A 20,115-nucleotide genomic window follows, 5' to 3' on the forward strand; every position below is an offset into this window, starting at 1 on the left:
GCGTGCCTCATGCACGCTTCTGGAGGAGCGTATCACTCGGGTGCGTGCGCGTTGCACGCTATTCTGGAGACGTGGCTACCAATGACGCAGGACTGAACGACACGGGACACGAGATCGCCGACGCGCTGGGGCTACTCCTGAGGCGGACCACGCGCGCCCGCCTCTACCACCAGCTGACCGAGGGCCTGGGCGAGGCGGTCGACGAGCTCACTTACCCGGTCCTCAGCGGCCTGGCCCGCACCGGACCCATCAGTGCCGCCGACCTCGCCCGTGAAGCCGGTCTCGACCGCTCCAACGTGACCCGGCGCGCCGACCGCCTCGAACAGGCCGGTCTGCTGCGGCGCGAACCCGACCCCGCCGACCGTCGCGCCACCCTGCTCGTCCTGACCGAGCAGGGCCACCGCATCGTACGGACCACCCGGCAGCGGCTGGCCACCCGGATCGAGGCCTCCCTCGACGCCTGGCCGGCCGAGGAGGCACGGACGTTCGCCCGCCTCCTCCAGCGCTTCGTCGAGGAGGGTCCCTTCGCCCCCTGACAGGGCGCCGCCGGCAGCCCGATGCCCGGTCCCGGCAGGACGGTGCCCGGTCCCGGCAGGACGGACCCGCCCTTGCCGCCACGCCCGGCCGGCCGGCCACACAGGAACGCTCCGGCCGGACGCCCCGCACGGGCCCGGCGCCTCACCCTCGGGCGCCGCCGTGTCCGTTCCGGGCATCGGCGATCCGGGCGGGGACCGTGCCGAGCCACCAGGCAGGGTCGGCGGTGTGGTCGGTGGTGCGTCCGTCGCGGTGGACGTAGTGACGCACGTCCCGGCCCGTCTCGGCGAACTCGCCGTTCAGCGCCCGCTCCAGCCACTCCGCGCCGAAGCGGAAGACCTCGGCGGCCACCCCGCCCAGCGGGTGGAACTCGTTCTCGTAGACCCGCAGTTCCTTCGGGGCGGCGATCCGCTCGAAGCTCTCGATCGCCTGCTCCAGCGGGGTGAGCTCATCGAACTCACCGATGCCGTACAGGACCGGGCACTCGATGCTCCCGACCAGGTCGCCGAGCGGCATCCGCTCAGCGAGGTCGCGGTCGAAGGCCTGCTCGTCGGTGTAGCCGGCCATGTACATGTAGTTGTTCTTGAAGGTCGGCTGCGCCCCCTCGAAGATGGTCCGAAAGTCGCCGGTCACCGCCTCGAAGGCGGCCAGTGCCGCCAGGCGCCGGTCGGTGGCGGCCGCCCGCGAACCCCAGTATCCGCTCATGCTGATGCCGAACATGCCGATCCGGGCCGGATCGACCTCAGGCAGGGCGACCAGGTGGTCGAGGTAACGGCCGATCGCGCGCTCGTAGTTGGCCAGGTCGACAGCAAGGCCGTTCGCTCGGCTCTCGCCCTGCCCCGGACCCTCGATCGAGAGCGCGACCATGCCGCGCGAGGTGTAGTAGCGCTCCGCGGCGTAGATGTAGTCCTCCTTGATCATGTCCATCCCGGGGCCGAGAATGACCGCCGGCGCGCCCTTGACCTCCCCCGCCGGGAGGTGCAGCAGTCCGTGGATGCGGCCGCCCTCGAAGTCGAGGACCACTCGGCGGACCCGTCCGCCACGCAGGGCGCCGAGCCGCTCGACGCAGTGGTTGGCGTGCTCGCGCATCGCGGCCTTGCGCGGGTCGGACGCGTCGAAGACCGAGTACTGGGCCCGGCCCCACATCACCGCGGCCCGGACGTACAGGTCGGCGGCCGTCTGCGCGAAGCCTCCCCGCTCATGGTGCGCGGCGCGTTCCTCGGCCTGCCCGGCCACGGTGGCCCACGCCTTGGGAAGCATGGCACCGCTCTTGACCAGGGCGAAGACCTTGTCGAAGTCCGTGTGGTCGTGGCCGAGCTGCTCAAGGGTGCCCTTGGCTTCGGGGTGCAGCGCGTCGAAGCCGCCCTGGGCGAGCGCGATGTCCAGGGCCCAGCTCTGGCCGGTCGAACGAACGGTCACGGCAGCCGTCCTCTCATGGGGTGTGCGGAGTACGTCCGACGCACTCCGGCACTCAGCAGTTCGCTAAGTACTTAATCAATAAGTACTTAGGCTAAGCTCGTTGTCAACCCGCACGAACCCGCGCCGATACCGGACCCACCACCACTGATCCATCCGACGGGAGAGCCGCAGATGACCCAACCCTCGGCCGCCACAGCCCGCGAGCAGGCCCTGGACCAACTCGCCCGCGCCGCCTACAGCCTCAGCGCCGCCGATGCGCGTCTGCGCGGACGCGCCACCCGCACCCCCGGCGCGCTCTCACTCACCCACGCCCGCGCACTACGGGTGCTCGCCGAAACCGGCCCGCTCTCGATCAACCAACTGGCCGCCGGCACCGAGACCACCGGAGCCGCCACCACCCAACTGGTCAACGGACTCGTCGCGGCCGGCTACGTCACCCGCGAACGCCGGCCGGACGACAAGCGGTCAACCCTGGTCGCCCTCACCGACGCCGGCCGCGCCCGCCACCGGGAACGCCAGGACGGCCTGCTCCAGGCCCTGCACACCGCACTCGCCCACCACGACGACGAAGCCCTGGGCACCACCACCGACGTACTGCGCCGACTCGTCGCCATCTACGACCAGCTGTGAAGGCGGACGGTTCCCGCGCCGCCGGCGGCAGGCCCCCGGACACCCGCCCGCCCCGGGCGCAGCGCGGAACCGGCCCCGTCGCCACTCCCCCGCCCGGGGCGGCGCGGCAGCTCGTGATGCCGTCGGGCCATACCGCCGACCCAGCGGACGCGACCCTCCTGGAAAGCCGAACTCCCTTTGCCGTCGAATGAGTTCTTCGACATCAGGTGCGTCCTTTGCCGGCAGGTGGGTTCAGTGGTCCTGCGCGGGCACCGCGGGCGCCCCGTCGAGCCGCCACACCGTGGTCCTCTTCACCGCCCGGTCCTCCAGGTCCGCCATCACCGGCACCTCGTAGGCGGCGAGGGCCCGGAACCGTTCCCTGGGCAGATACGCCCGGCCCGGGTCGCCGACCAGCACCAGCGCTCCCCGGGCGTGCGCGCGCTCCAGGAACGGCAGGAAGCGGGCGGCCATCGCACGCTCGTAGAACACGTCCCCGGCCAGCACCACGTCGGCGCCCGCACCGTCACCGTCCAGCAGGTCGGCACACTCGGCGGTGACCGTGACGCCGTTCGCCTCGGCGTTCAGCGCGACGGCGGCCACCGCGTAGTCGTCGATCTCCGCGGCCCGCACCGAGGTTGCCCCGCTCAGGGCCGCCGCGATGGCGACCACGCCCGAACCGGCGGCAACATCCAGCACCCGCGTGCCCGCCACCGCCTCCGGGTGGTCAAGCACATAGCGGGCGACCGCGACTCCCCCGGCCCACGCGAACGCCCAGAACGGGGGCGGCAGTCCGGCCTCGCCCTTCGCCGCCTCGGTCCGCTCCCAGAGTTCGATGGCCTCCTCAGCCTGGTGCAACCGGATCTCCGGCACGAACGGGACGGGGCCGAGGCTGGTCTGCTCCAACACGAAGGCCTCACCGGCCCCGGTGGTTGCGGTGGCACCGGACATGGCGCTCCCCTCTGCTCACAGCGGCAAGTGAACAGACCTTACCGCTGCGGCAGGTGGCCCGGCCGGGCCCGACCCGCTCGCCCAAGATGCACACCCGACCCTCACCCGGTATGTACCGTTTCGATACCGAAGCCACTATGAGCTGGGGAAATGCTCGCCAGAGCGGTGACCGGCGAGTAGCATCCGGCTCACGCCCTCCGGCGCCGTAACCCCGTGTCGCGCCGTCCGGTCGGCGGATGCTCGCGGGACGGTCGGGGGTCTGCGCGCACGGCACCGCGCGCCAGAGCTGTCGCGCGTACGCGGAAGGGCAGGGACTTGGCAGGTCGGCTCACCGTGGGGGACTCCTCCCTGCTGCGACGGATCAACGCGGCGGTCACGCTGCGCACGCTGCGAGGCGGCCGGCCGGTCACGCTCACCCAACTCGTCGGCGACACCGGCCTGTCCCGGCCGACCGTCGAGGGGGTGGTCGAGGGCCTGATCGAGTCCGGCCTGGTCGCCGAGGTCGACCACACCCCCGCCAAGGCGCCGCCGGGCACCCGGCAACGCGGCCGCCCGGCCCGCTGGTTCCGCTTCCGCGCCGAAGCCGGACATGTGCTGGGCATCGAGATCGGCGTGCACGGCATCCGGGTGGTGGTCGCCGACCTGACCGGCCAGCTGCTCGGCACCGCGGCCAGAAGGGTCGACGAGGCCCTGGACGCCGACGAGCGGCTCGGCGCGGTGCGCGCGATCGTCGCCGAGATCCTGCGCGGCACCGGCGTCGCCCGCGACAGCCTCTGGGCGGTCGCCGTCGGCAGCCCCGGCATCGTGGACCGCGAGGGCACCATCCGACTCGGCACCGCGATGCCGGGATGGACCGGCCTGGACCTCGGCGCCCGGCTGCGCCGCTCCTTCCGCTGCCCGGTGATCATCGAGAACGACGCCAACCTGGCCGCCATCGCCGAACACTGGCAGGGCGCCGCCGTCGGCAAGGGCGACGTGGTCTTCGTGATGGCCGGGCTCAGCCCGGGCGCGGGTTCGCTGATCAACGGCAAGCTGCACCGGGGCTTCGGCGGTGCGGCCGGCGAGATCGGCGCGCTGCACCTGCTCGGCCAGGAGGCCGCGCCCGAGCGGCTGCTGTCCACCACCGGCAAACCGCTGGACCCGCTGGACGAGGCGGCGGTGGCCCGGGTGCTGCGACTGGCACGGGAGGGCGACGAGGTCGCCCGGGTGGCGATGGACCGGTTCCTGCGGCGGCTGGTGCACGACGTCGCGGCCCTGGTGCTGGCCCTGGACCCGGAGTTGGTGGTGGTCGGCGGCTGGGCGGCCGGCCTGGACGGCGTACTGGAGCCGCTGCGCGAGCAGTTGGCGCTCTACTGCCTGCGCGCGCCGGAGGTGGCGCTGGCGGCACTCGGCGAGGAGGTGGTCGCGATGGGGGCCCTGCGGGTCGCGCTCGACCACGTCGAGGAACAGCTCTTCGCGGTCGACCCGCCGGGGGCCGGTGCGCGGTAGGGGCGTTGCCCGGCCGCCGGGCCGGACATGCCAGGGCCACGCGTGGCCGGGAACCCGTCAGGCCCGGTCGGCCGAAGTCCCCTGCCGCTTCGCGTAGTTCACCGCACCCCCGGGGGTTCACCGGCTGCCTCCGGGACGCGTGTGCTTCGGCACTGCTCAGGAGGCGGTGCGGATCGCGCCCGCCTGGACCGGGGTGACCTCGACCTTGCCCATCTCGCCGAAGGTGAGCTTGCAGGTGTCCGCCCGGTAGGTGGAGAGCGCGAGGGCGACCAGCCGGCCCGCCACCGCGTACTGGATGGTGACCACCAGGACCGGGGTGCCGGGCGGGCGCTCCAGCAGGGCGGCCTCCTCGGCCTCGGCGACGCCGAGTTCGACCGAGCGGGACTCACCGTCCACACCGAGCCGCTCCAGCTGCCGGAGCACCGACTTCGCCCGGTCCTGCTCGGCGGTACCGCCGACCACGCGCGGAACGGCGGGCAGGTGCGGAACGGCCGACTCCGGCACGTGCAGCGACTCGGCGGCCATCGTCCGCCCCTGCACCACCCGCAGCCGGCGCACGGTGTGCACCGTCTCACCCGCCGGGATGCCGAGCGCCAGGGCCAGCTGGGCGGAGGCGGGGGCGCTCACACAGTCCACGGTGCGCCAGGTCGAGCCACCGGCGGATCCGGGACCGTTCTCGGCCGGGCCGCCGACCGGACTGCCGACCGGGATGCCGACACGGGGCGCGGCGATCAGGGTGCCGATGCCGCGCCGGCGGACCAGTCGGCCCTCCAGCTCCAGCTGGTCAAGCGCCTGCCGGAGGGTGGCGCGGGCCACGCCGAACCGGGCGGACAGCTCACGCTCGTTCGGGATGACCTGACCGGTGGAGAACTCCGCCTCGATGGTACGGAGCAGCACCGTGCGCAGGTGCCAGTACTTGGGCTCCGGTGCTGCCGCCGGCTGTCCTTGCCCCACCGTGTCCTCCGCCCTGAAGGACCTCACAGCGACCCCGTGCCCGGTGTTGTGGCAGGTGGGAGGGGCAGGCTTTATCAGTCCTTCTTTATTAAAGGTCTTTGCAGTAAGCGACCCTAGGGGCGCCCGGAGAGATGGTCAAGACCAATGCAACCGCACACGTCCTTCTCATCGGACCCCCATCCGGGCCGGTGCGGCCGGGCGCGGTCGCTCGCTGCGACGGAGGCCGGACGGATACCCTTCCCCGGTGATCGTGGTGACGAGTGTGAATGTGAACGGCATCCGGGCTGCTGCCAAGAAGGGCTTCCTGGAGTGGCTGGCGGCCACCGAGGCGGATGTGGTCTGCCTGCAGGAGGTGCGCTCCGAGCCGGAGCAGCTGCCCGCCGAACTGCGTGACCTGTCCGGCTGGCACGCCCTCTGGGCACCGGCCGCCGCCAAGGGCCGGGCCGGGGTGGCCGTGCTCTCCCGGCGGGCTCCGGAGCGTACGGTGATCGGCTTCAGCTCGGCGGAGTTCGACAGCTCGGGCCGCTACGCCGAGATCGACCTGCCGGGGCTGACGGTGGCCAGCCTCTACCTCCCGTCCGGCGAGGTCGGCACCGAGCGCCAGGAGGAGAAGGAACGCTTCATGGCGGAGTTCCTCGTCCACCTGGTCCAGCTGCGCGAGCGGGCCGCGGAGGACGGCCGCGAGGTCGTGGTCTGCGGCGACTGGAACATCGCCCACCAGCCCGCCGACCTGAAGAACTGGAAGGCCAACCAGAAGAACGCCGGCTTCCTCCCGGAGGAACGCGCCTGGCTGACCCGGGTCCTGGACGAGGCCGGCTACGTCGACGTGGTCCGCCGCCTGCACCCCGACCAGGACGGCCCGTACAGCTGGTGGTCCTACCGGGGCCGGGCCTTCGACAACGACAGCGGCTGGAGGATTGATTATCTGATGGTCAGTCAGATACTCGCGGCCACCTGCATCGAGGCCTACGTCGAGCGGCCCGCCTCGCACGCCGAGCGCTGGTCCGACCACGCACCCGTCACAGCAGTTTTCGACTTCGGCCAACTCCACTAGCACTGGCGGAAGATAGAGCGGCCAGGTGAGACCCCCTCAGTCAAACCGCATCCGGTCGGGGCCGAAACAAAGCGTTTGCCTGCCCGTCAGAGCATCCGCACACCACGCGGTGGAAGGTCTCACCGTGTGGTGTGGAGAGGCCGGACGCAGGTCAAGGAAACGACTCGATTTGTAGAAGTCGGATGAGCCAGCCTCAGGCGCCGGCCCGGATCCCGCAAAAGGACGTGGGGGCGAAGGCCAACGTGAAGCGCCTGCTTCAGCGCCGCTCGAGGATCGCTGCCGCAGGCGTGACCGGTGGAGGGATCGCCGAACAGGCGGGAGTACGTGGGGCAGCATCGCCCTCCTGCGGGTTGCCAGTCGCCGCCAACACCGTGGTGGTGGCCACCGGCGCTCGCTACCGACGGCTGACCGCCCGCGGCATCGAGCGGTTCGAGGGACTTGGGGTCCACTACGCCGCCACCCTCTGGGAGGCACGGACCTGCCGTCTTGACACGGTGGCCGTCGTCGGCGGCGGCAACTCTGCCGGCCAAGCAGCCCTGTTCCTGGCACGCGAGTCGCCCGCCGTGCATCTGCTGGTCCGCGGCGAAGACCTGGGCCACAACATGTCCCGCTATCTGATCGACCGGATCGAGCAGAACCCGCGGATCCATGTCCGGCTGCATACCGAGGTCCAAGAGGTCACCGGCGAGGACCGGGTCGAAGCCGTCGTCGTCCGGGACAACCGCACCCGCGAGCAGCAGGTGCTGGAGGCCCGTGCCCTCTTCGTCTTCATCGGCGCGCGCCCTGCCACCTCCTGGCTCGTCGGCGCCGTCACTCTGGACCCGCGTGGCTTCATTCCGACCGGGCAGGACGTGGCCCATGTGGCAGCGGACCTCTGGAATCCCCTGGGCCGCGCCCCACTCGCCCTGGAGACCGGCCTGCCCGGGGTCTTCGCCGTCGGCGACGTCCGCAGCGGCTCGGTCAAGCGGGTGGCCTCCGCAGTAGGCGAGGGCGCCATGGCCGTCCGCCTGGCCCACGAGCACCTCGAGGAGGTGAGACCACCCGCCACCCGATGACCTCAGCTCATCCATCGAGCGAGAAAGGAAAAATGCCATGCCCGTCATGGGTGTTCCCAAGTTCGAACGCTTCTTCCGCGCAGCCGCCGGCCTCGATGTCCACAAGAACGACCTCAAGCGCTACAACGACTTTGTGGACGCCAAGCTCTACGACCTCTTTCTCATCGGCGCGGCCAATGCCAAGGCCAACAACCGGGACATCATCGAGCCGCAGGACCTCCCCGTCACCAAAGGCCTGCAGGAGAGCATCCACGCCTTCAACAAGCTGGAGGAGGGCATCGAACTCCGCCCATTGCTCGACCAGCTAGCCGCCCGCCCAGCCCTCGGCATGGAGGCCGCCGAGGACACCCAGCAGCGGCTGCCCGTCCTGGCCGGCGGCCTCAGCGTCACCCTCGCCCGCGCCCTCAAAACCATCGCCCGCGACACCCGCCGCCCCTCCACGGACCAGTGGGATGAGGCCTTCGAACTCTTCGACCTGCTGATCTGAGCGGGGCATCCACCAGACCGGCGGTTCCGCTGGCCCTGCCGGTCCCCCGCGCGTACCGGAGACGATCAGCAAGACATCCCCCGCAAGTACCAATAGCCCTGACTTACCGATACCGCCGGTCGGCCTCGCCCGAGTGCTGCTGGGGATTCTTGGAAACGACCGGTGTTGCTCCTCGCCTCACTTGATTCAGTTCTCAACGACTTGGGAGGGTTGGCAGGTACCACGCCAGCGACAACCGGTGCTGCGAGGCGGTCAGGTGCAGCCCGTGCTCGCGGCCCTGCTCAAGGCTGTACGAGGCTCTTCCGGGCGGGCTTACGCCTCTTCCGCGGGAACGGCCGGCCGTGCCGCGTAGCGGCTGCGCATCGCGTCGCTGGCTGCGGGGCCCGCGGCGAAGACGTAGGCGGTGCTGTCGTCGAGTCGGCGGCCGGTTTTGGCGTCGACGACGACGGGCTCGACTTCCTCACCGCTGCGCGCGTCGACGAGGATCATGCTGCGCTCCGTCGGCCTGAGGCGGGCATTGCCCCACGCGGCCAGGGCGACGATCACCGGGCGCAGCGAGCGCCCGAGTTCGGTGAGTACGTACTCGTGCCGGACGGGGCTGGTCTGGTATGGCCGGCGCTCCAGCAGACCGTCCGCGACCAGGGTCTTCAGCCGGGTGGTGAGCATGCTGGAGGAGATGCCCAGGCTCTCCTGGAACTGGTCGAAGCGGGTGTAGCCGTCGAAGGCGTCGTGGAGGATCAGCAGTGTCCACCACTCGCCGACGTGTTCCACCGTCGTGGACAGTGGGCACTCCCGGTCCTCCAGCCTGATCCGGCTTGCCAAGGCGACCATCCCCTCAGTTACTGCTAAAGTCGAAGTTAGTAGCTTCTATTTTAGCAGTAGGGGCGGGGGGGGTGGCGCCATGACTACCCGCACCCGGGAACGGAGCACACCGTGACCACATCCATCAGCGAATCCCTCGAAGGCCAACGCGCTCTGGTCACCGGCGGCACCAAGGGCACCGGAGCCGCCATCGCCCGACGGCTCGCCGAGGCCGGCGCGACCGTACTGGTCACCGCCCGCAGCCGCCCCGACGACGTCGAGGAGAAGACCTTCATCACCGCCCACCTGTCCACCGCCCAGGGCGCCGCCCAGGTCGCCTCCGAGGTGGAAGCCCGCGTGGGAGCCGTCGACATCCTGGTCAACACCCTCGGCGGCTCCGAGGCACCGGCAGGAGGATTCGCCGCGCTCGGCGAGGACGACTGGGCCAGGGAACCGAACACGAACCTGCTGGCCGCCGTCCGACTGGACCGCGCCCTCCTGCCGCACATGATCGCCACGGGCAAGGGCGCGGTCGTGCACGTCACCTCGATCCAGCGCCGCATGCCGCTGTGGAACGGCACCCTGGCCTACGCCGCTGCCAAGGCCGCCCTGACCACGTACAGCAAGGGCCTGGCCAACCAGGTCGCCCCGCACGGCGTCCGCGTCAACACCGTCTCACCCGGCTTCGTCCAGACCTCGGCCGCCGACAACCTCGTCGCCCGGATCGCCCACGACGCCGGCATCAGTCAGGAAGCGGCGCTGGGCCGGCCCATGGACTCCCTGGGCGGCACCCCGCTCGGCCGTCCCAACCGGCCCGAGGAAGTCGCCGAGCTCGTCGCCTTCCTCGTTTCCGACCGCGCCTCGGCCATCGTCGGCGCCGAACACGTCATCGACGGCGGCACCACCCCCACCGTCTGAACCCGCCACCACCATCAGGAGCGTCATGCACGGCAACCAGCCCCGGACCATCACCCCGGACGACCTGCCCGAGGTGATCACCCGCTACCTCACAGCGCACCGCGCCCATGACACCGGCACCGCGATCACGACGTTCACCGACGACGCCACAGTGATCGACGACGGCAACACCTACCGGGGCAGCGCCGCGATTGAGCAGTGGCTGGACCGATCCGCCACCGAATTCACCTACACCATCCACCTCACGAACGCTCAGGAGGCCGACACGGCCCACTACATCGCCACACACCACCTCGAAGGCAACTTCCCCGGCGGCACCATCGATCTCCGCTATCGGTTCACGCTGCGCGACGACCTCATCGAACACCTCTCCATCGAACCCTGAGACCGCTCCCATGTGCCCACCCAGCCATCCGATCAAGAGCCAGCCGTCGAGTTCGGCATCCACCCGCAGACCAGCACGTGCACGCCTGAGGAATCAAGGCGAGCAACTCCGGGGCCATCCTCAGCACAGGGTGAGGAGATTCAAAGATCCCCATCAGTGCAACAGGTCGAACGCCCCGAAGTGCGCTGGCCGCTCCCAGGACGCCGCCACCGCCCGGGCGCCCCGCGCACCGGCACGGGCTTGGAGCGCATCGAAGGCGAGCCGCCAGTCCTCCCAGACCACGAGTTCCCCGTCCAGCCCGATGCCCTCCGGCAGCTGGGCGAGCGCGGTGTCCCGGATCTCAGGGAACGCACCGGACAGGCCGGTGCCAAGGCGGGAACGCACGCACCACCACCTGGTGCGCGTGCACCTCCAGCCCCCAGCGATAGCCGTCCCACTTCGGTTCAGCTGCCTGCCCCGCGCGCAGCTCGGGACTGTTCACCGCTACGGTCAACATCGGGTCCGGCAGCGACCAGTCCATGCCCGACATCTACTACCCCGCTGCGCGTCCCGCTCCAGGCGCAGCGACCGCCACAGGCGGGACTATCACGATCTAGGTGTACGGCACCTGGTTGGCCTAGGTGTTGATCTTCGTGGTGGGTGTGGGCCGGGTGGCCTACGTCCGTCCGGCTGACAGGCGCCCGTCGAAGGCGATGTCGAAGGCGTTGAGGGCGGCCATCCAGCGGCTGCTCCAGCGAGCGCTGGCGGCCGCGTCCGGTGGGGTCGAGGGCGAGGGTGGCCAGGTAGAGCCGTTTGAGGGCGGCCTGGCCGTTGGGGAAGTGGCCGCAGGCGCCGGCGGCCCTGCGGTAGCGGGAGTTCAGGCTCTCGATGGCGTTGGTGGTGCATATGATCTTGCGGATCTCGTCGTCGAAGGCGAGGAAGGGACCATCTGCGGCTAAGCCTTCTCCCACAGTCGCACGACGGCTGGGTAGTTCGCCTGCCAGGCGGCCGTGAAGTCGGCGAAGCGGTCCCCGGGCCGCTGCTGGTCGTCATGTCGTAGACCTCGGCCACGTGGGCGACGATCTCGCCGCTGGTCAGGCCTTTCGCGGTCAGCGAGACCACAAGGTTGTCCAGGCCCTCGGTGCGGCGTGCGTGCCGGGGCACGACCTTGGGGTCGAACGTGCCGGCCCGGTCCCTGGGCGCCTCGAGTGTGACCGGTCCGGCTTCGGTCATCACGGTCTTCATCCGGTGGCCGTTGCGCGCGTTGCCGCCGTTGCGCACCGAGCGGCCCGGCTCCGCGGTCGAGGCCAGGTGTTCGTCCATCTCGGCCTCCAGGGCTTCCTGGAGCAAGTGCCGAGTCAGCTGCTGCAGCAGCCCGCCATCACCGAGCAGCTGCTCCCGCCGGCCCTGGCCTGCTCGGTCGCCAGCCCGGCGACCGAGGCCACCACATCCGACGCACCCGTACTCGTCCTCGGACCCATGCCCAAGGCATCGGCAGTTTCCGGCTCCGACGAAACCGACCCGTCAGGAACCGACCCGATCTGCTGATCCGTCAGCGAGCTCATCAGTGTCTCCCTTGAACAGGGTGTCCACCTGATTCATGACACTCCCTTTGCGGTGGCTCCCGACCCTGTCAGGCAGGCCGGTTGTTCGCCGGAGTGGTTTGCGGACTGCCCGGATCAGGGTCGGGCAGTGGCCAGTTGGGGTGGGTGAGGTGGTGGCGCAGGGCGTCGAGCCGGGCGAGGTGGTGGTCGAGGGCGGCGTTGACGCTGCTCGTGGTGGCGGCCACTCGGGCTTCGAGGTCGTGGATCCGGTCCAGGAGGTCCTGCCAGCGCCTTTCGGCGGCGGAGACGGGGTCAGGCGCGGCGTCGGTCGCTGTCATCGCGGAGCTGGGTGGTGTGGTGGGTGAGGGCGTCGAGGCGGGTGGCGAGGTCGCTCTGGCCGGTGCCGAGGTGGGGGCGGATGGCGGCGAGGGGCTCTATGAGGTCGGCGGGGTCGGTGGCGCCGAGGGCGGCGGTCAGGGCGGCCTGGGCAGGACGGGCGCCGGGAGCGAGTGCGGCCGTGGTGATCTGGGCGGCGAGGACCCGCAGCTCGGCGGCGTTGTCGCGGGCCCAGGCGGTGACCGATCGGTCGGCGGCCCGCCGGTCGCGGGCGGCCTTGACCCGTTCGGCGCCGGTACCGGACCGCGAAGCGTCGCCGGCGGCGGGCTTGAGGCGCAGGTAGCGGTTCTCGGCGGCCTGGCGGCTGGCGACGCCCATCGGGTGGGCGAGGTCGGCCCAGGTGGCGCCGGCCTCCCGGGCGCTCTCCACCAGGCCGGCTTCCCAGCCGGCGAGCTGGCCGCGCAGTTCGCGCAGCAGGACGAGTGCGGCCAGGGCCTGCTCGGGGCCTTCATGCTCGTCAGGGGCGGTCGGGGGCTGGGACGCGGGGCTCTGGGCGGTGCGGACGGCGTCGTCGATGGCGGCCAGCGCCGCCGCGGCCGCCAGGAACGAGGCGGGCCCGGCTGGCGGGGAGGCGTCGGGGGCGGCTCTGCGGGACTTCTCACTCATGCAGTCACTCTATAGGCGACATAGCAACTTGTCATCGGATGGATGACGCGCTAGAAAGGAGTCAGGTGAAGCGCACTGGCACCCATTCGATCAGTGGAGGTGTTTCGCAATGCTGCTGCGCACTGACCCGTTCCGCGAGCTGGACCGGCTGACCCAGCAGTTCCTCAACACGACCGGCACCTGGTCGCGTCCGACGCCGATGCCGCTGGACGCCTACCGGGCCGGCGACGAGTACGTGATCTGCTTCGACCTGCCGGGGGTTGACCCGGAGGCGATCGACATCGACGTCGAGCGGAACATGGTCACCGTCAAGGCCGAACGCCGCCCGCGCCAGGAAGGCGAGGGCATCAAGTGGGAGCTGTCCGAGCGCCCCCTCGGCGTGTTCTCCCGCCAGGTCATGCTCTCCGACACCCTCGACCCCGCCGGGATCACCGCCGACTACGACGCCGGCGTGCTGACCCTGAAGATCCCGGTCGCCGAGAAGGCCAAGCCCCGCAAGGTCGCGATCAGCCACAGCGGAAGCCGCAAGCAGATCCAGGCCTGACCCGTTCCCCGATGCCGTTCCGGCCGCCCCCGATCTCTCCCCCCTCGATCGACAGGGGCGGCCGGAACACCCCCCGACCGCCGGGCTGGCCTCGCCCGGACCGGCCTACCCGCAGCGACGCACAAACGCCATGAACGGCCAGAGCAACCAGCCCTTCCTCGTGCGAGCGCACGGCGAGATCGACCTCGGCACCGCCCCTCGCTGCGCCGTGCTCTGGCCACCGCGCTCGAGTCACACCGGGAGGTGGTGCTGGATCTGTCAGAGGTGACGTTCATGGACTGCGCGGGCCTGGGCGCCCTGGTGCGGGCCCGCAACCAGGCCGACCGGTGCGGTGCCCGCCTGGTCCTGCGCGGGGCCGGCCGCTGCGTGGTGCGGCTGCTCAAGCTGACCGGTCTGCATCGGCGCCTGGCCGTTGAGCCTTGAGGTCGCCCGGGCGCGCCGGGCCTTGGAACGGAGGGAGAACCGCGATGACGCTTCGATGGGAGGCGTTCCTGGAGGAGGTTCGGGAGCGCGGTGAGTACGACAGCCCGCAGGAGGCCGAGCGGGCCGCCCGGGTGGTCCTGGCCCTGCTCGGCGCCCATCTGGTCGGCGAGGTGCGGGCCGAACTGGCCGCCCGACTGCCCGAGACCATGGCCCTGATCCTGCTCAACCCGCTGCAGGCCGCCGAGCCCCTCAACGCCGAGCGGTTCGTGCGCGCGACCGCGGCCTGGATCGAGGGCGCCACCGAGGCCACGGCCCTGTGGGACATCGGCGCCGTCCTGTCCACGGTGGCCGACGCTGCCGGCGACGACCTCATGGACCAGGTCTTGCTCCAGCTGCCGCCCGGCTACGCCCTGCTGTTCGGCCGCCCGACCGCAGGGACACGGCCCTGACCACCCCCTCACACGCCGCCGGCCCGCCCAGCGGCCAGCCCTGGAAGGCCCCACGGTCATGACCCGCTACCGCCACCTCCTCCAGCAGGTCCGCCACCTCGGCCGCTACCCCACCGACGAGGAAGCCGAACGCGTCCTTGACGCCGTCCTGGCTCTCCTCGGCTCCCAGCTCACCGGCGACGAACGCTGCGACCTCGCCGCTGCCCTGCCCGAGCGGGCCCGCGCCGTCTTCGCCGCCCAGATCCCCCTGCCCCGCCCCGTCACCGCCCCAGCCTTCGTCGAAAGCCTCGCCCACACCCTGGGCACCAGCCTCACCGCAGCCCGCTGGGACGCCTCCTCCGTCCTGGCAGCCCTCACCACCCTCACCGACGACAGCCTCACCGACCGCCTCCTCACCCACCTACCCCGCGGCTACGCCCTGCTGTTCGGCCGCGCGGACCTGGCCGCCGTCGCCTGAAGCAGCGGCCCCGACCCGCCAGCGCGGAAGCGCTCCGCGCCGCCCTGGCAAGCACCCAACCGCACACCGGATGAGGCGAGGCGACCCATGGACAGACCCCAGCGCTACGCGGTCACCCTGCCCGGCCCGCCCGGCCGGCACGGGCCGCCCGAGATCGTCGTCGTCCACCTCACCGGTGCGTACACCGCTGCCGGGGAACCGGTGTACGCGGATGACACGGGCGCATTCCGGGTGGCGATCGAAGGAGAGGTGGCCCGCCCGCTCACCGCGTTGCCGGGACCCGGCCGCCATGCCTGCCTTCACGCCGTGCCACTGCCCTGACCGGATGCTCGCGGCCCTCGGTTCCGGGGCGCCGTGCCGCACTCCCGAGCCGGTGGGCAGCCGTTTACAGGCCGAGTTCCCGTCACCGCCGTGACATCGCCGGTTGCACATGCACCCTCACGCCTGTGCACGCAGAGCAACGTGCTCGGCCGCTACAGCGCCACCGCCTCCCCCCCCCCGGCCGCTGCGGCCTTGCGCCCGCTGCGTGACCCGGACGCGGCCGGGCTCGGCCTGGATGAGGACGACCAGGTGTAGGGCGCGCGGGCTAACTGGTGATGGCCGGTCCGGGCTGGATCTAATTCTGCTGGGATTGGGCGACGGGGAACATCACGCCGGTGAGGTCTTCGGAGACGGCCCACAGCCGTTGCTGGACGGCTGTCTCGTACGACTGCGCGCTGGAGGTGGCCAGCTGAGGGTGACCCTTGAACTCAAGGCGTCCGCCGGGGCCGTAGTACTGGCCGCCCAGCACGGCGGGGTCGGCGGCAGCGCGTAGGGTCGGCAGCGCGCCCATCGCCGGGGTTTGGGTGACCAGCGGCGCGAGCCAAGTGAGCGGAAGCCGGATGGCCGCAGGGCTGTTACGGACCAGCTCGGTGCTGGACAGGCCGGGATGTGCGGCCACCGCAACGGTGGTGCCGTGCGAGGCGAGCCGGCGCTGCAGCTCGTAGGTGAACATCAGGTTGGCCAGCTTGGACTGGCCGTAGGCGCCGGCCCGGCTGTAGGACCGCTCCCATTGCAGGTCGTCGAAGTGGATCGCGGCCCGGATGCGGTGGCCGGTGCTGCTGACCGTCACGACGCGCGAGCCGGGCACCGGCAGCATCAGGTCCAGAAGGAGGCCGGTGAGTGCGAGGTGGCCCAGATGGTTGGTCCCGAACTGCATCTCGAAACCGTCGGTGGTCGTCTGCTTCGGGGTGTACATGACGCCGGCGTTGTTGATCAGCATGTCGATCCGGTCGTACCGGGATCGCAGGGCCTGGGCTGCGGCCCGGACGGAGTCGAGCGAGGTCAGGTCCAGGGCCTGCACGGTCACTTCGCCGCTGATGCGGGCCGCCGCCTGCTCGCCCTTCTCGACGTTGCGCACGGCGAGCACCACGGAGGCCCCGCGTTCGGCGAGCGCCCTAGCGACCATCGCGTCCCACTCGCCCTGGCGGTCGGTGAGCCACGGCCCCAGGTCCGGTCGCTTCCACGGAGCGATCTCCGCCGAGACGTCCAGGTCCTCGAAAGATCCGACGATCTCCCACTCCTTCGACAGCGCATGCCGGGCGGCAGACTCCGCCTGGATCAGGTGCGAAACCTTCCCGTCCTGCCCGTGCGTGTCGGAGACACGCGAACCAACCACCGCCCGAACCGGCGCCACAGTCGTCATGCTGCCCACGGGTAGCCCCCTTCCGCCCAGGCCAGCAGACGCATCCGAACCACCCACACTCGAACGGGTGGACCTTTTGGAAAACGCGTCGTTCCGCTGGCGGATCGACTACCAGATGACCACCGCCGGCCTGGCCGGGCACGTCGCCACCGCCCGCATCGAACGGGCCGCCACCCATGCCGAGCGCTGGTCGGACCACGCACCGGTGACCGTGGCCTACCACCACAAGGTCTGACGCCGGCCGAGCCGGCCGAGCCGCTGTCCATGGCAGACAGCTCCGCCCGGGGGCGAGCAGGTGATTCGCGGCGCCCGCGTCTAGATCGCTGGTGAGATCCAGAGATGCTGAAGTGCCGCCCGGACTGGGCCAGTTCGCGTCGGCCCCGCGCTCGCGGGGGTTGCTCCCCGGTGCTGCGCACCCGGCGGCTGCCCTACCGACTCGCACCACCACTGACACCGAACCGATAACTTGCACTCCCGTCCATCGGGAGGCCCACGGCCCGGCCGGCGGCCAGGCGGGGCCTCCCCTGGCCGGGTGGGTTCACGTGAAGCTGAGTGCGGCCATCTTGCCGGAGAGGGCTTCGGCGTGGCCTTGGACGGTCTCGGCGTGCCGGGCGAAGACCTCGGCGTGGGCGCGTAGTTGTTCGGGGTGCACCATGAAGCCGTCGCCCCGGCTCTGGCCCGCGCCGGAGACGCCGAGCAAGTCCTCCAGAGCAGAGTAGGCCATGCCCGCGACGGCCTTCTCGATGAGAGCGAGCAACGGCGGGAGGGCGGCCTCGATGACCTTCGAGGTGATGTACTGGACCAGCTGCTGCTCCAGGTAGTCGACGGCCTTCTCGGCCGCCGCGATGACCAGTGCCTCGGCGGCCTCGGCCAGGCCCAGGGTGAGGACGGCGGCGGCCTGGTCGGCGACGAAGGAGACCGCCAGTGCGATCAGTTCGGCGATGCACTCCAGCTTCATCGCCACGATGAACTCCGCGGCCGCGTCCAGCGCGGTGGCGAGCACGTGGCAGGCCTCCACCAGCTCGTTCATGTGCCCCTGCGACAGGTGGGCCCACTTGGAGACCAGCAGTTCGTAGGAGTTGGCCTGGTAGGCGTCGGCCATGGCCTTGATGGTGCCGGTGGCCTGGTGGTGCGTGTCGTCGATGTTGGTGGCGAACTCACGCACGTGGTCGGCGAAGCTCCGCACCGAGTCCTCGTTCACCATCGGCCAATTGATTCCGATGAGCTGCAGGAACTGTGCCACCTCGTCGGGTAGTTCGATCGCCATCCGGCTGCCCCCCTTTTCTCGTCGGTTTCAGATCAAAGAATTCCGGGCGAAGCTCAGCAGTCCGTCCCGGTCGAGTTCCAGGCGGCTGCCCTCACCGGTCAGGACGAAGGTCCCGTCCCACTCGGCGCGCCACACCTGGTGGCGGAAGTTCTCGAACTCCACGAGGCTGCCCGGGGCACCCTCCAGCAGCGCCAGCTCGCGAAGGAGCGTGTCCTCCTTGGCGAGGGCGCGCCTTGCCGAGGCGCTCCGCGACTCGGTCGCGGTGTTGTGGTAGCTCATCTTGAGGAACGGCACCGGCTGCCGGTCCAGGCGGGTGGCCCTGAGGCCCTGGGGGTGCGAGGCCTGGAACAACGCCTCACTGTCGGTCTCGGTGCCGGAGAACTCGAAGTGCCAGCCCGGGAAGAGCGCGTAGGTCACCGCGTGCAGGCTCGCGTCCTGGGCGTGGTAGCGGTTCGCACGGGGCGCCACCGCCACTGCGGTGTCGAACCCGTAACCCGGGACGGTGAACCCGTTCACCGCGGTCAGCGGGTGCTGGTTGCCGAGGATCTCGGCGCTGTGCTCGCGGGCGAAGGCGAGGAGCGCGCGGACCAGCTCCTCGTCGTGGAAGTCGAGCGCGATCACCTGCAGGAGGTGCCGGCGGTCGGTGGTGAGGACGGCGGAAAAGTTGAACCGAGGATTGGGGGACCAGTGCCAGGCGTCGGGCAGGTCTGCCCACTGCTCGGCTCCTGGCATTCCCGCCAGTGTCGCGGTCAGATTCATGAAGGCTCTCCAGGGCAGGGGGATCCACGGTACGGCTAGTCTTTTTTGTAGCTCGCTCCGGTTTGCTGCGTGTAGTGCTGTCCCATTTGGGACATTGTGCCACCACCGCTCGAGTTCTGACTCCTTGACATTGCCTCCATGTGCGCAGTGTCGTTGAAGAACTCGTTCCGAGTCTCCCGGTCCGAGTTTTTCCCTATGGTGTTCCAGTGGTCGACAACCGGTGTTATGTGCTCGTAGGTCTGCTGCCCGGGAGGGATGTCATTTCCCTGGGCATCGAACCAATGCAGATCCTTGTTCGGTATCCGCTTGCCGTTGGCGTCACGAATATCTCCGGTACCTTGCCCGATCCCCTCGTACGTCCAATTTGCTCTCATGTGGTCGTGGGTGGACTGCCAGTACCCTTTGGGGTACTCACTCGTGCGATCGTGCTTCGGTGGCATGAGGCCGAGCGGGTCGCACGCGAGCAGTGGGTTGCTGACGTAGGCGTAGGCGTCCGGTGCGGGTGAGAGGCCGAGCGGGTCCGCGCTGAGGTAGCGGGCGGTTGCGGGGTCGTAGTAGCGGAAAACGTTGTAGTGGAGTCGGGATTCGGGGTCGTAGTACTGGCCGGGGAAGCGCAGCGGCGTGCTGGTGCTGTGCCGGCCGGTGGTGACCGGCAGGCCCCAGAGCGTGGTGCGTTGCTCCCAGGCAGGTGTTCCGTCGGGTGCGAGGAGGTGGGTGGGGGTGCCGACCAGGTCGGTGACGATGGCGAAGAACCGGCGGTCGGTCTCGTCCTGGGTCGCCAGGTGCTCGCTCTGGGCGACGGGGTGCAGTCCGCGGTGGTCCCAGGTGAGGGTGTAGGGGCCGGGCAGGTGGGGGCCGTGTGCGGTCTGTTCGGCCAGGGTGTAGCCGTCCCAGCTGAAGTCGGTCCACTCGTGGAGCGTCCATGCCTCGCCGTCGGCGACGAAGTGCTGCTTGGTGATGCGGCGGCCGAGGGGGTCGTAGCGGTAGTGCCAGCGGTCGCCGCTGGGTGTGATGACGTCGGTGAGGTGGTTCTCCGCGTCCCAGGTGTACTGCCACGTCCTGATGCGTCCGGAGAGCGTGCGCAGTTGGCGCGCTGTGGTCCGTCCCTGGGCGTCGTATTCGTAGGTGACGCGCCCGGCGGAGCTGATCAGTGAGCCGTTGAAGGCGTGCTCGCCACCGGTCGCCGCCTCGTGCTGGTCCGGCCAGGTCGCCCCGACCAGGTGGCCGCCCTGGTCGTAGGCATAGGTCTCGGTCCAGTGTGCGCCGCGTGGCGCTTCGTTGTATCCCCGACGCAGTCGGGATGAACTTGGAGGGGGGTTCTTGGGTCGCCGAGCTCACCTGAGCGCGAAAGCGCG

General features: G+C 70.6%; 24 protein-coding genes and 4 pseudogenes. 15 read left to right on the forward strand and 13 right to left on the reverse strand.

Annotated elements, in window-relative coordinates; genetic code table 11:
• Window positions 1–71: 71 nt before the first annotated feature.
• Window positions 72–536, forward strand: coding sequence for a MarR family winged helix-turn-helix transcriptional regulator (locus tag ABD369_RS26890; protein WP_344639134.1), 465 nt, complete (start codon window positions 72–74; stop codon window positions 534–536).
• A 142-nt stretch (window positions 537–678) separates the two neighbouring features.
• Here ABD369_RS26890 and ABD369_RS26895 read toward each other — a convergent pair whose 3' ends face one another.
• On the reverse strand, window positions 679–1,953 hold the full coding sequence (locus ABD369_RS26895) for an alpha/beta hydrolase (RefSeq protein ID WP_344639135.1): 1,275 nt from the start codon (window positions 1,951–1,953) through the stop codon (window positions 679–681).
• 171 nt (window positions 1,954–2,124) lie between these two features.
• On the opposite strand from ABD369_RS26895, the gene ABD369_RS26900 reads away from it, so the two are divergent.
• Entirely contained in the window at window positions 2,125–2,583 is a 459-nt protein-coding gene (locus tag ABD369_RS26900; RefSeq protein WP_344639136.1) for a MarR family winged helix-turn-helix transcriptional regulator, read from the forward strand.
• Between the two features lie 231 nt (window positions 2,584–2,814).
• Here the strand turns inward: ABD369_RS26900 and ABD369_RS26905 are convergent, their stop codons facing one another.
• Window positions 2,815–3,510, reverse strand: a complete 696-nt coding sequence (locus tag ABD369_RS26905) for a class I SAM-dependent methyltransferase (RefSeq protein WP_344639137.1) — start codon at window positions 3,508–3,510, stop codon at window positions 2,815–2,817.
• Window positions 3,511–3,843: 333 nt separating this feature from the next.
• On the opposite strand from ABD369_RS26905, the gene ABD369_RS26910 reads away from it, so the two are divergent.
• Complete coding sequence (locus ABD369_RS26910) at window positions 3,844–4,998, forward strand: ROK family protein (RefSeq protein ID WP_425557787.1); 1,155 nt, start codon at window positions 3,844–3,846, stop codon at window positions 4,996–4,998.
• Window positions 4,999–5,154: 156 nt separating this feature from the next.
• Here ABD369_RS26910 and ABD369_RS26915 read toward each other — a convergent pair whose 3' ends face one another.
• On the reverse strand, window positions 5,155–5,952 hold the full coding sequence (locus ABD369_RS26915) for a GntR family transcriptional regulator (RefSeq protein WP_344639139.1): 798 nt from the start codon (window positions 5,950–5,952) through the stop codon (window positions 5,155–5,157).
• 244 nt (window positions 5,953–6,196) lie between these two features.
• Here ABD369_RS26915 and ABD369_RS26920 point away from each other — a divergent pair, with 244 nt between their 5' ends.
• The 3 genes from ABD369_RS26920 to ABD369_RS26930 all read left to right on the forward strand — a co-directional run bounded on the left by ABD369_RS26920 (window position 6,197) and on the right by ABD369_RS26930 (window position 8,548).
• The gene (locus tag ABD369_RS26920; RefSeq protein ID WP_344639140.1) at window positions 6,197–7,006 is read left to right on the forward strand and encodes an exodeoxyribonuclease III; all 810 of its coding nucleotides are present in this window, start codon (window positions 6,197–6,199) and stop codon (window positions 7,004–7,006) included.
• 182 nt (window positions 7,007–7,188) lie between these two features.
• The gene (locus ABD369_RS26925) at window positions 7,189–8,061 is read left to right on the forward strand and encodes an NAD(P)/FAD-dependent oxidoreductase (RefSeq protein WP_344639141.1); all 873 of its coding nucleotides are present in this window, start codon (window positions 7,189–7,191) and stop codon (window positions 8,059–8,061) included.
• A 46-nt stretch (window positions 8,062–8,107) separates the two neighbouring features.
• Window positions 8,108–8,548, forward strand: coding sequence for a DUF1931 family protein (locus ABD369_RS26930; protein WP_344639142.1), 441 nt, complete (start codon window positions 8,108–8,110; stop codon window positions 8,546–8,548).
• Between the two features lie 312 nt (window positions 8,549–8,860).
• On the opposite strand, the gene ABD369_RS26935 is transcribed toward ABD369_RS26930, so the two are convergent.
• A complete protein-coding gene (locus tag ABD369_RS26935) occupies window positions 8,861–9,379 on the reverse strand; it encodes a winged helix-turn-helix transcriptional regulator (protein WP_344639143.1) in 519 nt (172 codons plus the stop codon).
• A 102-nt stretch (window positions 9,380–9,481) separates the two neighbouring features.
• Between ABD369_RS26935 and ABD369_RS26940 the strand changes: the two genes are divergently transcribed.
• Both ABD369_RS26940 and ABD369_RS26945 read left to right on the forward strand, forming a co-directional pair.
• The gene (locus tag ABD369_RS26940) at window positions 9,482–10,267 is read left to right on the forward strand and encodes an SDR family oxidoreductase (RefSeq protein WP_344639144.1); all 786 of its coding nucleotides are present in this window, start codon (window positions 9,482–9,484) and stop codon (window positions 10,265–10,267) included.
• Window positions 10,268–10,292: 25 nt separating this feature from the next.
• Entirely contained in the window at window positions 10,293–10,652 is a 360-nt protein-coding gene (locus tag ABD369_RS26945) for a nuclear transport factor 2 family protein (RefSeq protein WP_344639145.1), read from the forward strand.
• 153 nt (window positions 10,653–10,805) lie between these two features.
• On the opposite strand, the gene ABD369_RS26950 is transcribed toward ABD369_RS26945, so the two are convergent.
• From ABD369_RS26950 to ABD369_RS26960, 3 genes and pseudogenes are all read right to left on the reverse strand, one after another.
• The gene (locus ABD369_RS26950) at window positions 10,806–11,036 is read right to left on the reverse strand and encodes a DNA ligase-like domain-containing protein (RefSeq protein ID WP_344639146.1); all 231 of its coding nucleotides are present in this window, start codon (window positions 11,034–11,036) and stop codon (window positions 10,806–10,808) included.
• Window positions 11,037–11,307: 271 nt separating this feature from the next.
• A pseudogene (locus tag ABD369_RS41260) lies at window positions 11,308–11,634 on the reverse strand (transposase); the annotation flags it as partial.
• Between the two features lie 98 nt (window positions 11,635–11,732).
• Window positions 11,733–11,981: pseudogene (locus tag ABD369_RS26960) on the reverse strand (transposase); the annotation flags it as partial.
• On the opposite strand from ABD369_RS26960, the gene ABD369_RS26965 reads away from it, so the two are divergent.
• Window positions 11,943–12,179 carry a hypothetical protein gene (locus ABD369_RS26965; protein ID WP_344639161.1) on the forward strand — a complete coding sequence of 79 codons (237 nt, stop codon included), beginning with the start codon at window positions 11,943–11,945 and terminating at the stop codon, window positions 12,177–12,179. The pseudogene ABD369_RS26960 and the gene ABD369_RS26965 sit on opposite strands and share 39 nt — an antisense overlap.
• An 85-nt stretch (window positions 12,180–12,264) precedes the next feature.
• Here the strand turns inward: ABD369_RS26965 and ABD369_RS26970 are convergent, their stop codons facing one another.
• Both ABD369_RS26970 and ABD369_RS26975 read right to left on the reverse strand, forming a co-directional pair.
• The gene (locus tag ABD369_RS26970) at window positions 12,265–12,513 is read right to left on the reverse strand and encodes a hypothetical protein (RefSeq protein ID WP_344639147.1); all 249 of its coding nucleotides are present in this window, start codon (window positions 12,511–12,513) and stop codon (window positions 12,265–12,267) included.
• Window positions 12,488–13,177 (reverse strand): hypothetical protein, encoded by a 690-nt coding sequence (locus tag ABD369_RS26975; protein WP_344639148.1) that lies wholly within the window; start codon window positions 13,175–13,177, stop codon window positions 12,488–12,490. Before ABD369_RS26975 ends, ABD369_RS26970 begins: the two co-directional genes overlap by 26 nt.
• A gap of 109 nt (window positions 13,178–13,286) precedes the next feature.
• Here ABD369_RS26975 and ABD369_RS26980 point away from each other — a divergent pair, with 109 nt between their 5' ends.
• The 5 genes and pseudogenes from ABD369_RS26980 to ABD369_RS27000 all read left to right on the forward strand — a co-directional run bounded on the left by ABD369_RS26980 (window position 13,287) and on the right by ABD369_RS27000 (window position 15,371).
• Complete coding sequence (locus ABD369_RS26980) at window positions 13,287–13,721, forward strand: Hsp20/alpha crystallin family protein (RefSeq protein ID WP_344639149.1); 435 nt, start codon at window positions 13,287–13,289, stop codon at window positions 13,719–13,721.
• A gap of 195 nt (window positions 13,722–13,916) precedes the next feature.
• Window positions 13,917–14,144: pseudogene (locus tag ABD369_RS26985) on the forward strand (STAS domain-containing protein); the annotation flags it as partial.
• 44 nt (window positions 14,145–14,188) lie between these two features.
• On the forward strand, window positions 14,189–14,593 hold the full coding sequence (locus tag ABD369_RS26990; RefSeq protein ID WP_344639150.1) for a DUF2267 domain-containing protein: 405 nt from the start codon (window positions 14,189–14,191) through the stop codon (window positions 14,591–14,593).
• 58 nt (window positions 14,594–14,651) lie between these two features.
• Window positions 14,652–15,050 (forward strand): DUF2267 domain-containing protein, encoded by a 399-nt coding sequence (locus ABD369_RS26995; RefSeq protein ID WP_344639151.1) that lies wholly within the window; start codon window positions 14,652–14,654, stop codon window positions 15,048–15,050.
• Between the two features lie 87 nt (window positions 15,051–15,137).
• Window positions 15,138–15,371 carry a DUF6296 family protein gene (locus ABD369_RS27000; RefSeq protein ID WP_344639152.1) on the forward strand — a complete coding sequence of 78 codons (234 nt, stop codon included), beginning with the start codon at window positions 15,138–15,140 and terminating at the stop codon, window positions 15,369–15,371.
• Between the two features lie 295 nt (window positions 15,372–15,666).
• On the opposite strand, the gene ABD369_RS27005 is transcribed toward ABD369_RS27000, so the two are convergent.
• Window positions 15,667–16,734 carry an oxidoreductase gene (locus ABD369_RS27005; protein WP_344639153.1) on the reverse strand — a complete coding sequence of 356 codons (1,068 nt, stop codon included), beginning with the start codon at window positions 16,732–16,734 and terminating at the stop codon, window positions 15,667–15,669.
• Window positions 16,735–16,831: 97 nt separating this feature from the next.
• Between ABD369_RS27005 and ABD369_RS27010 the strand changes: the two are divergent.
• Window positions 16,832–16,969: pseudogene (locus tag ABD369_RS27010) on the forward strand (exodeoxyribonuclease III); the annotation flags it as partial.
• 303 nt (window positions 16,970–17,272) lie between these two features.
• On the opposite strand, the gene ABD369_RS27015 reads toward ABD369_RS27010, so the two are convergent.
• The 3 genes from ABD369_RS27015 to ABD369_RS27025 are packed head-to-tail and all read right to left on the reverse strand — an operon-like array spanning window position 17,273 to window position 20,055.
• Entirely contained in the window at window positions 17,273–18,001 is a 729-nt protein-coding gene (locus ABD369_RS27015; protein WP_344639154.1) for a WXG100-like domain-containing protein, read from the reverse strand.
• 27 nt (window positions 18,002–18,028) lie between these two features.
• Window positions 18,029–18,760 carry a hypothetical protein gene (locus ABD369_RS27020; RefSeq protein WP_344639155.1) on the reverse strand — a complete coding sequence of 244 codons (732 nt, stop codon included), beginning with the start codon at window positions 18,758–18,760 and terminating at the stop codon, window positions 18,029–18,031.
• Between the two features lie 35 nt (window positions 18,761–18,795).
• A complete protein-coding gene (locus tag ABD369_RS27025; RefSeq protein ID WP_344639158.1) occupies window positions 18,796–20,055 on the reverse strand; it encodes an RHS repeat-associated core domain-containing protein in 1,260 nt (419 codons plus the stop codon).
• Between the last annotated feature and the right edge of the window lie 60 nt (window positions 20,056–20,115).

Source organism: Kitasatospora cystarginea (assembly GCF_039533515.1).
Classification (GTDB): domain Bacteria; phylum Actinomycetota; class Actinomycetes; order Streptomycetales; family Streptomycetaceae; genus Kitasatospora; species Kitasatospora cystarginea.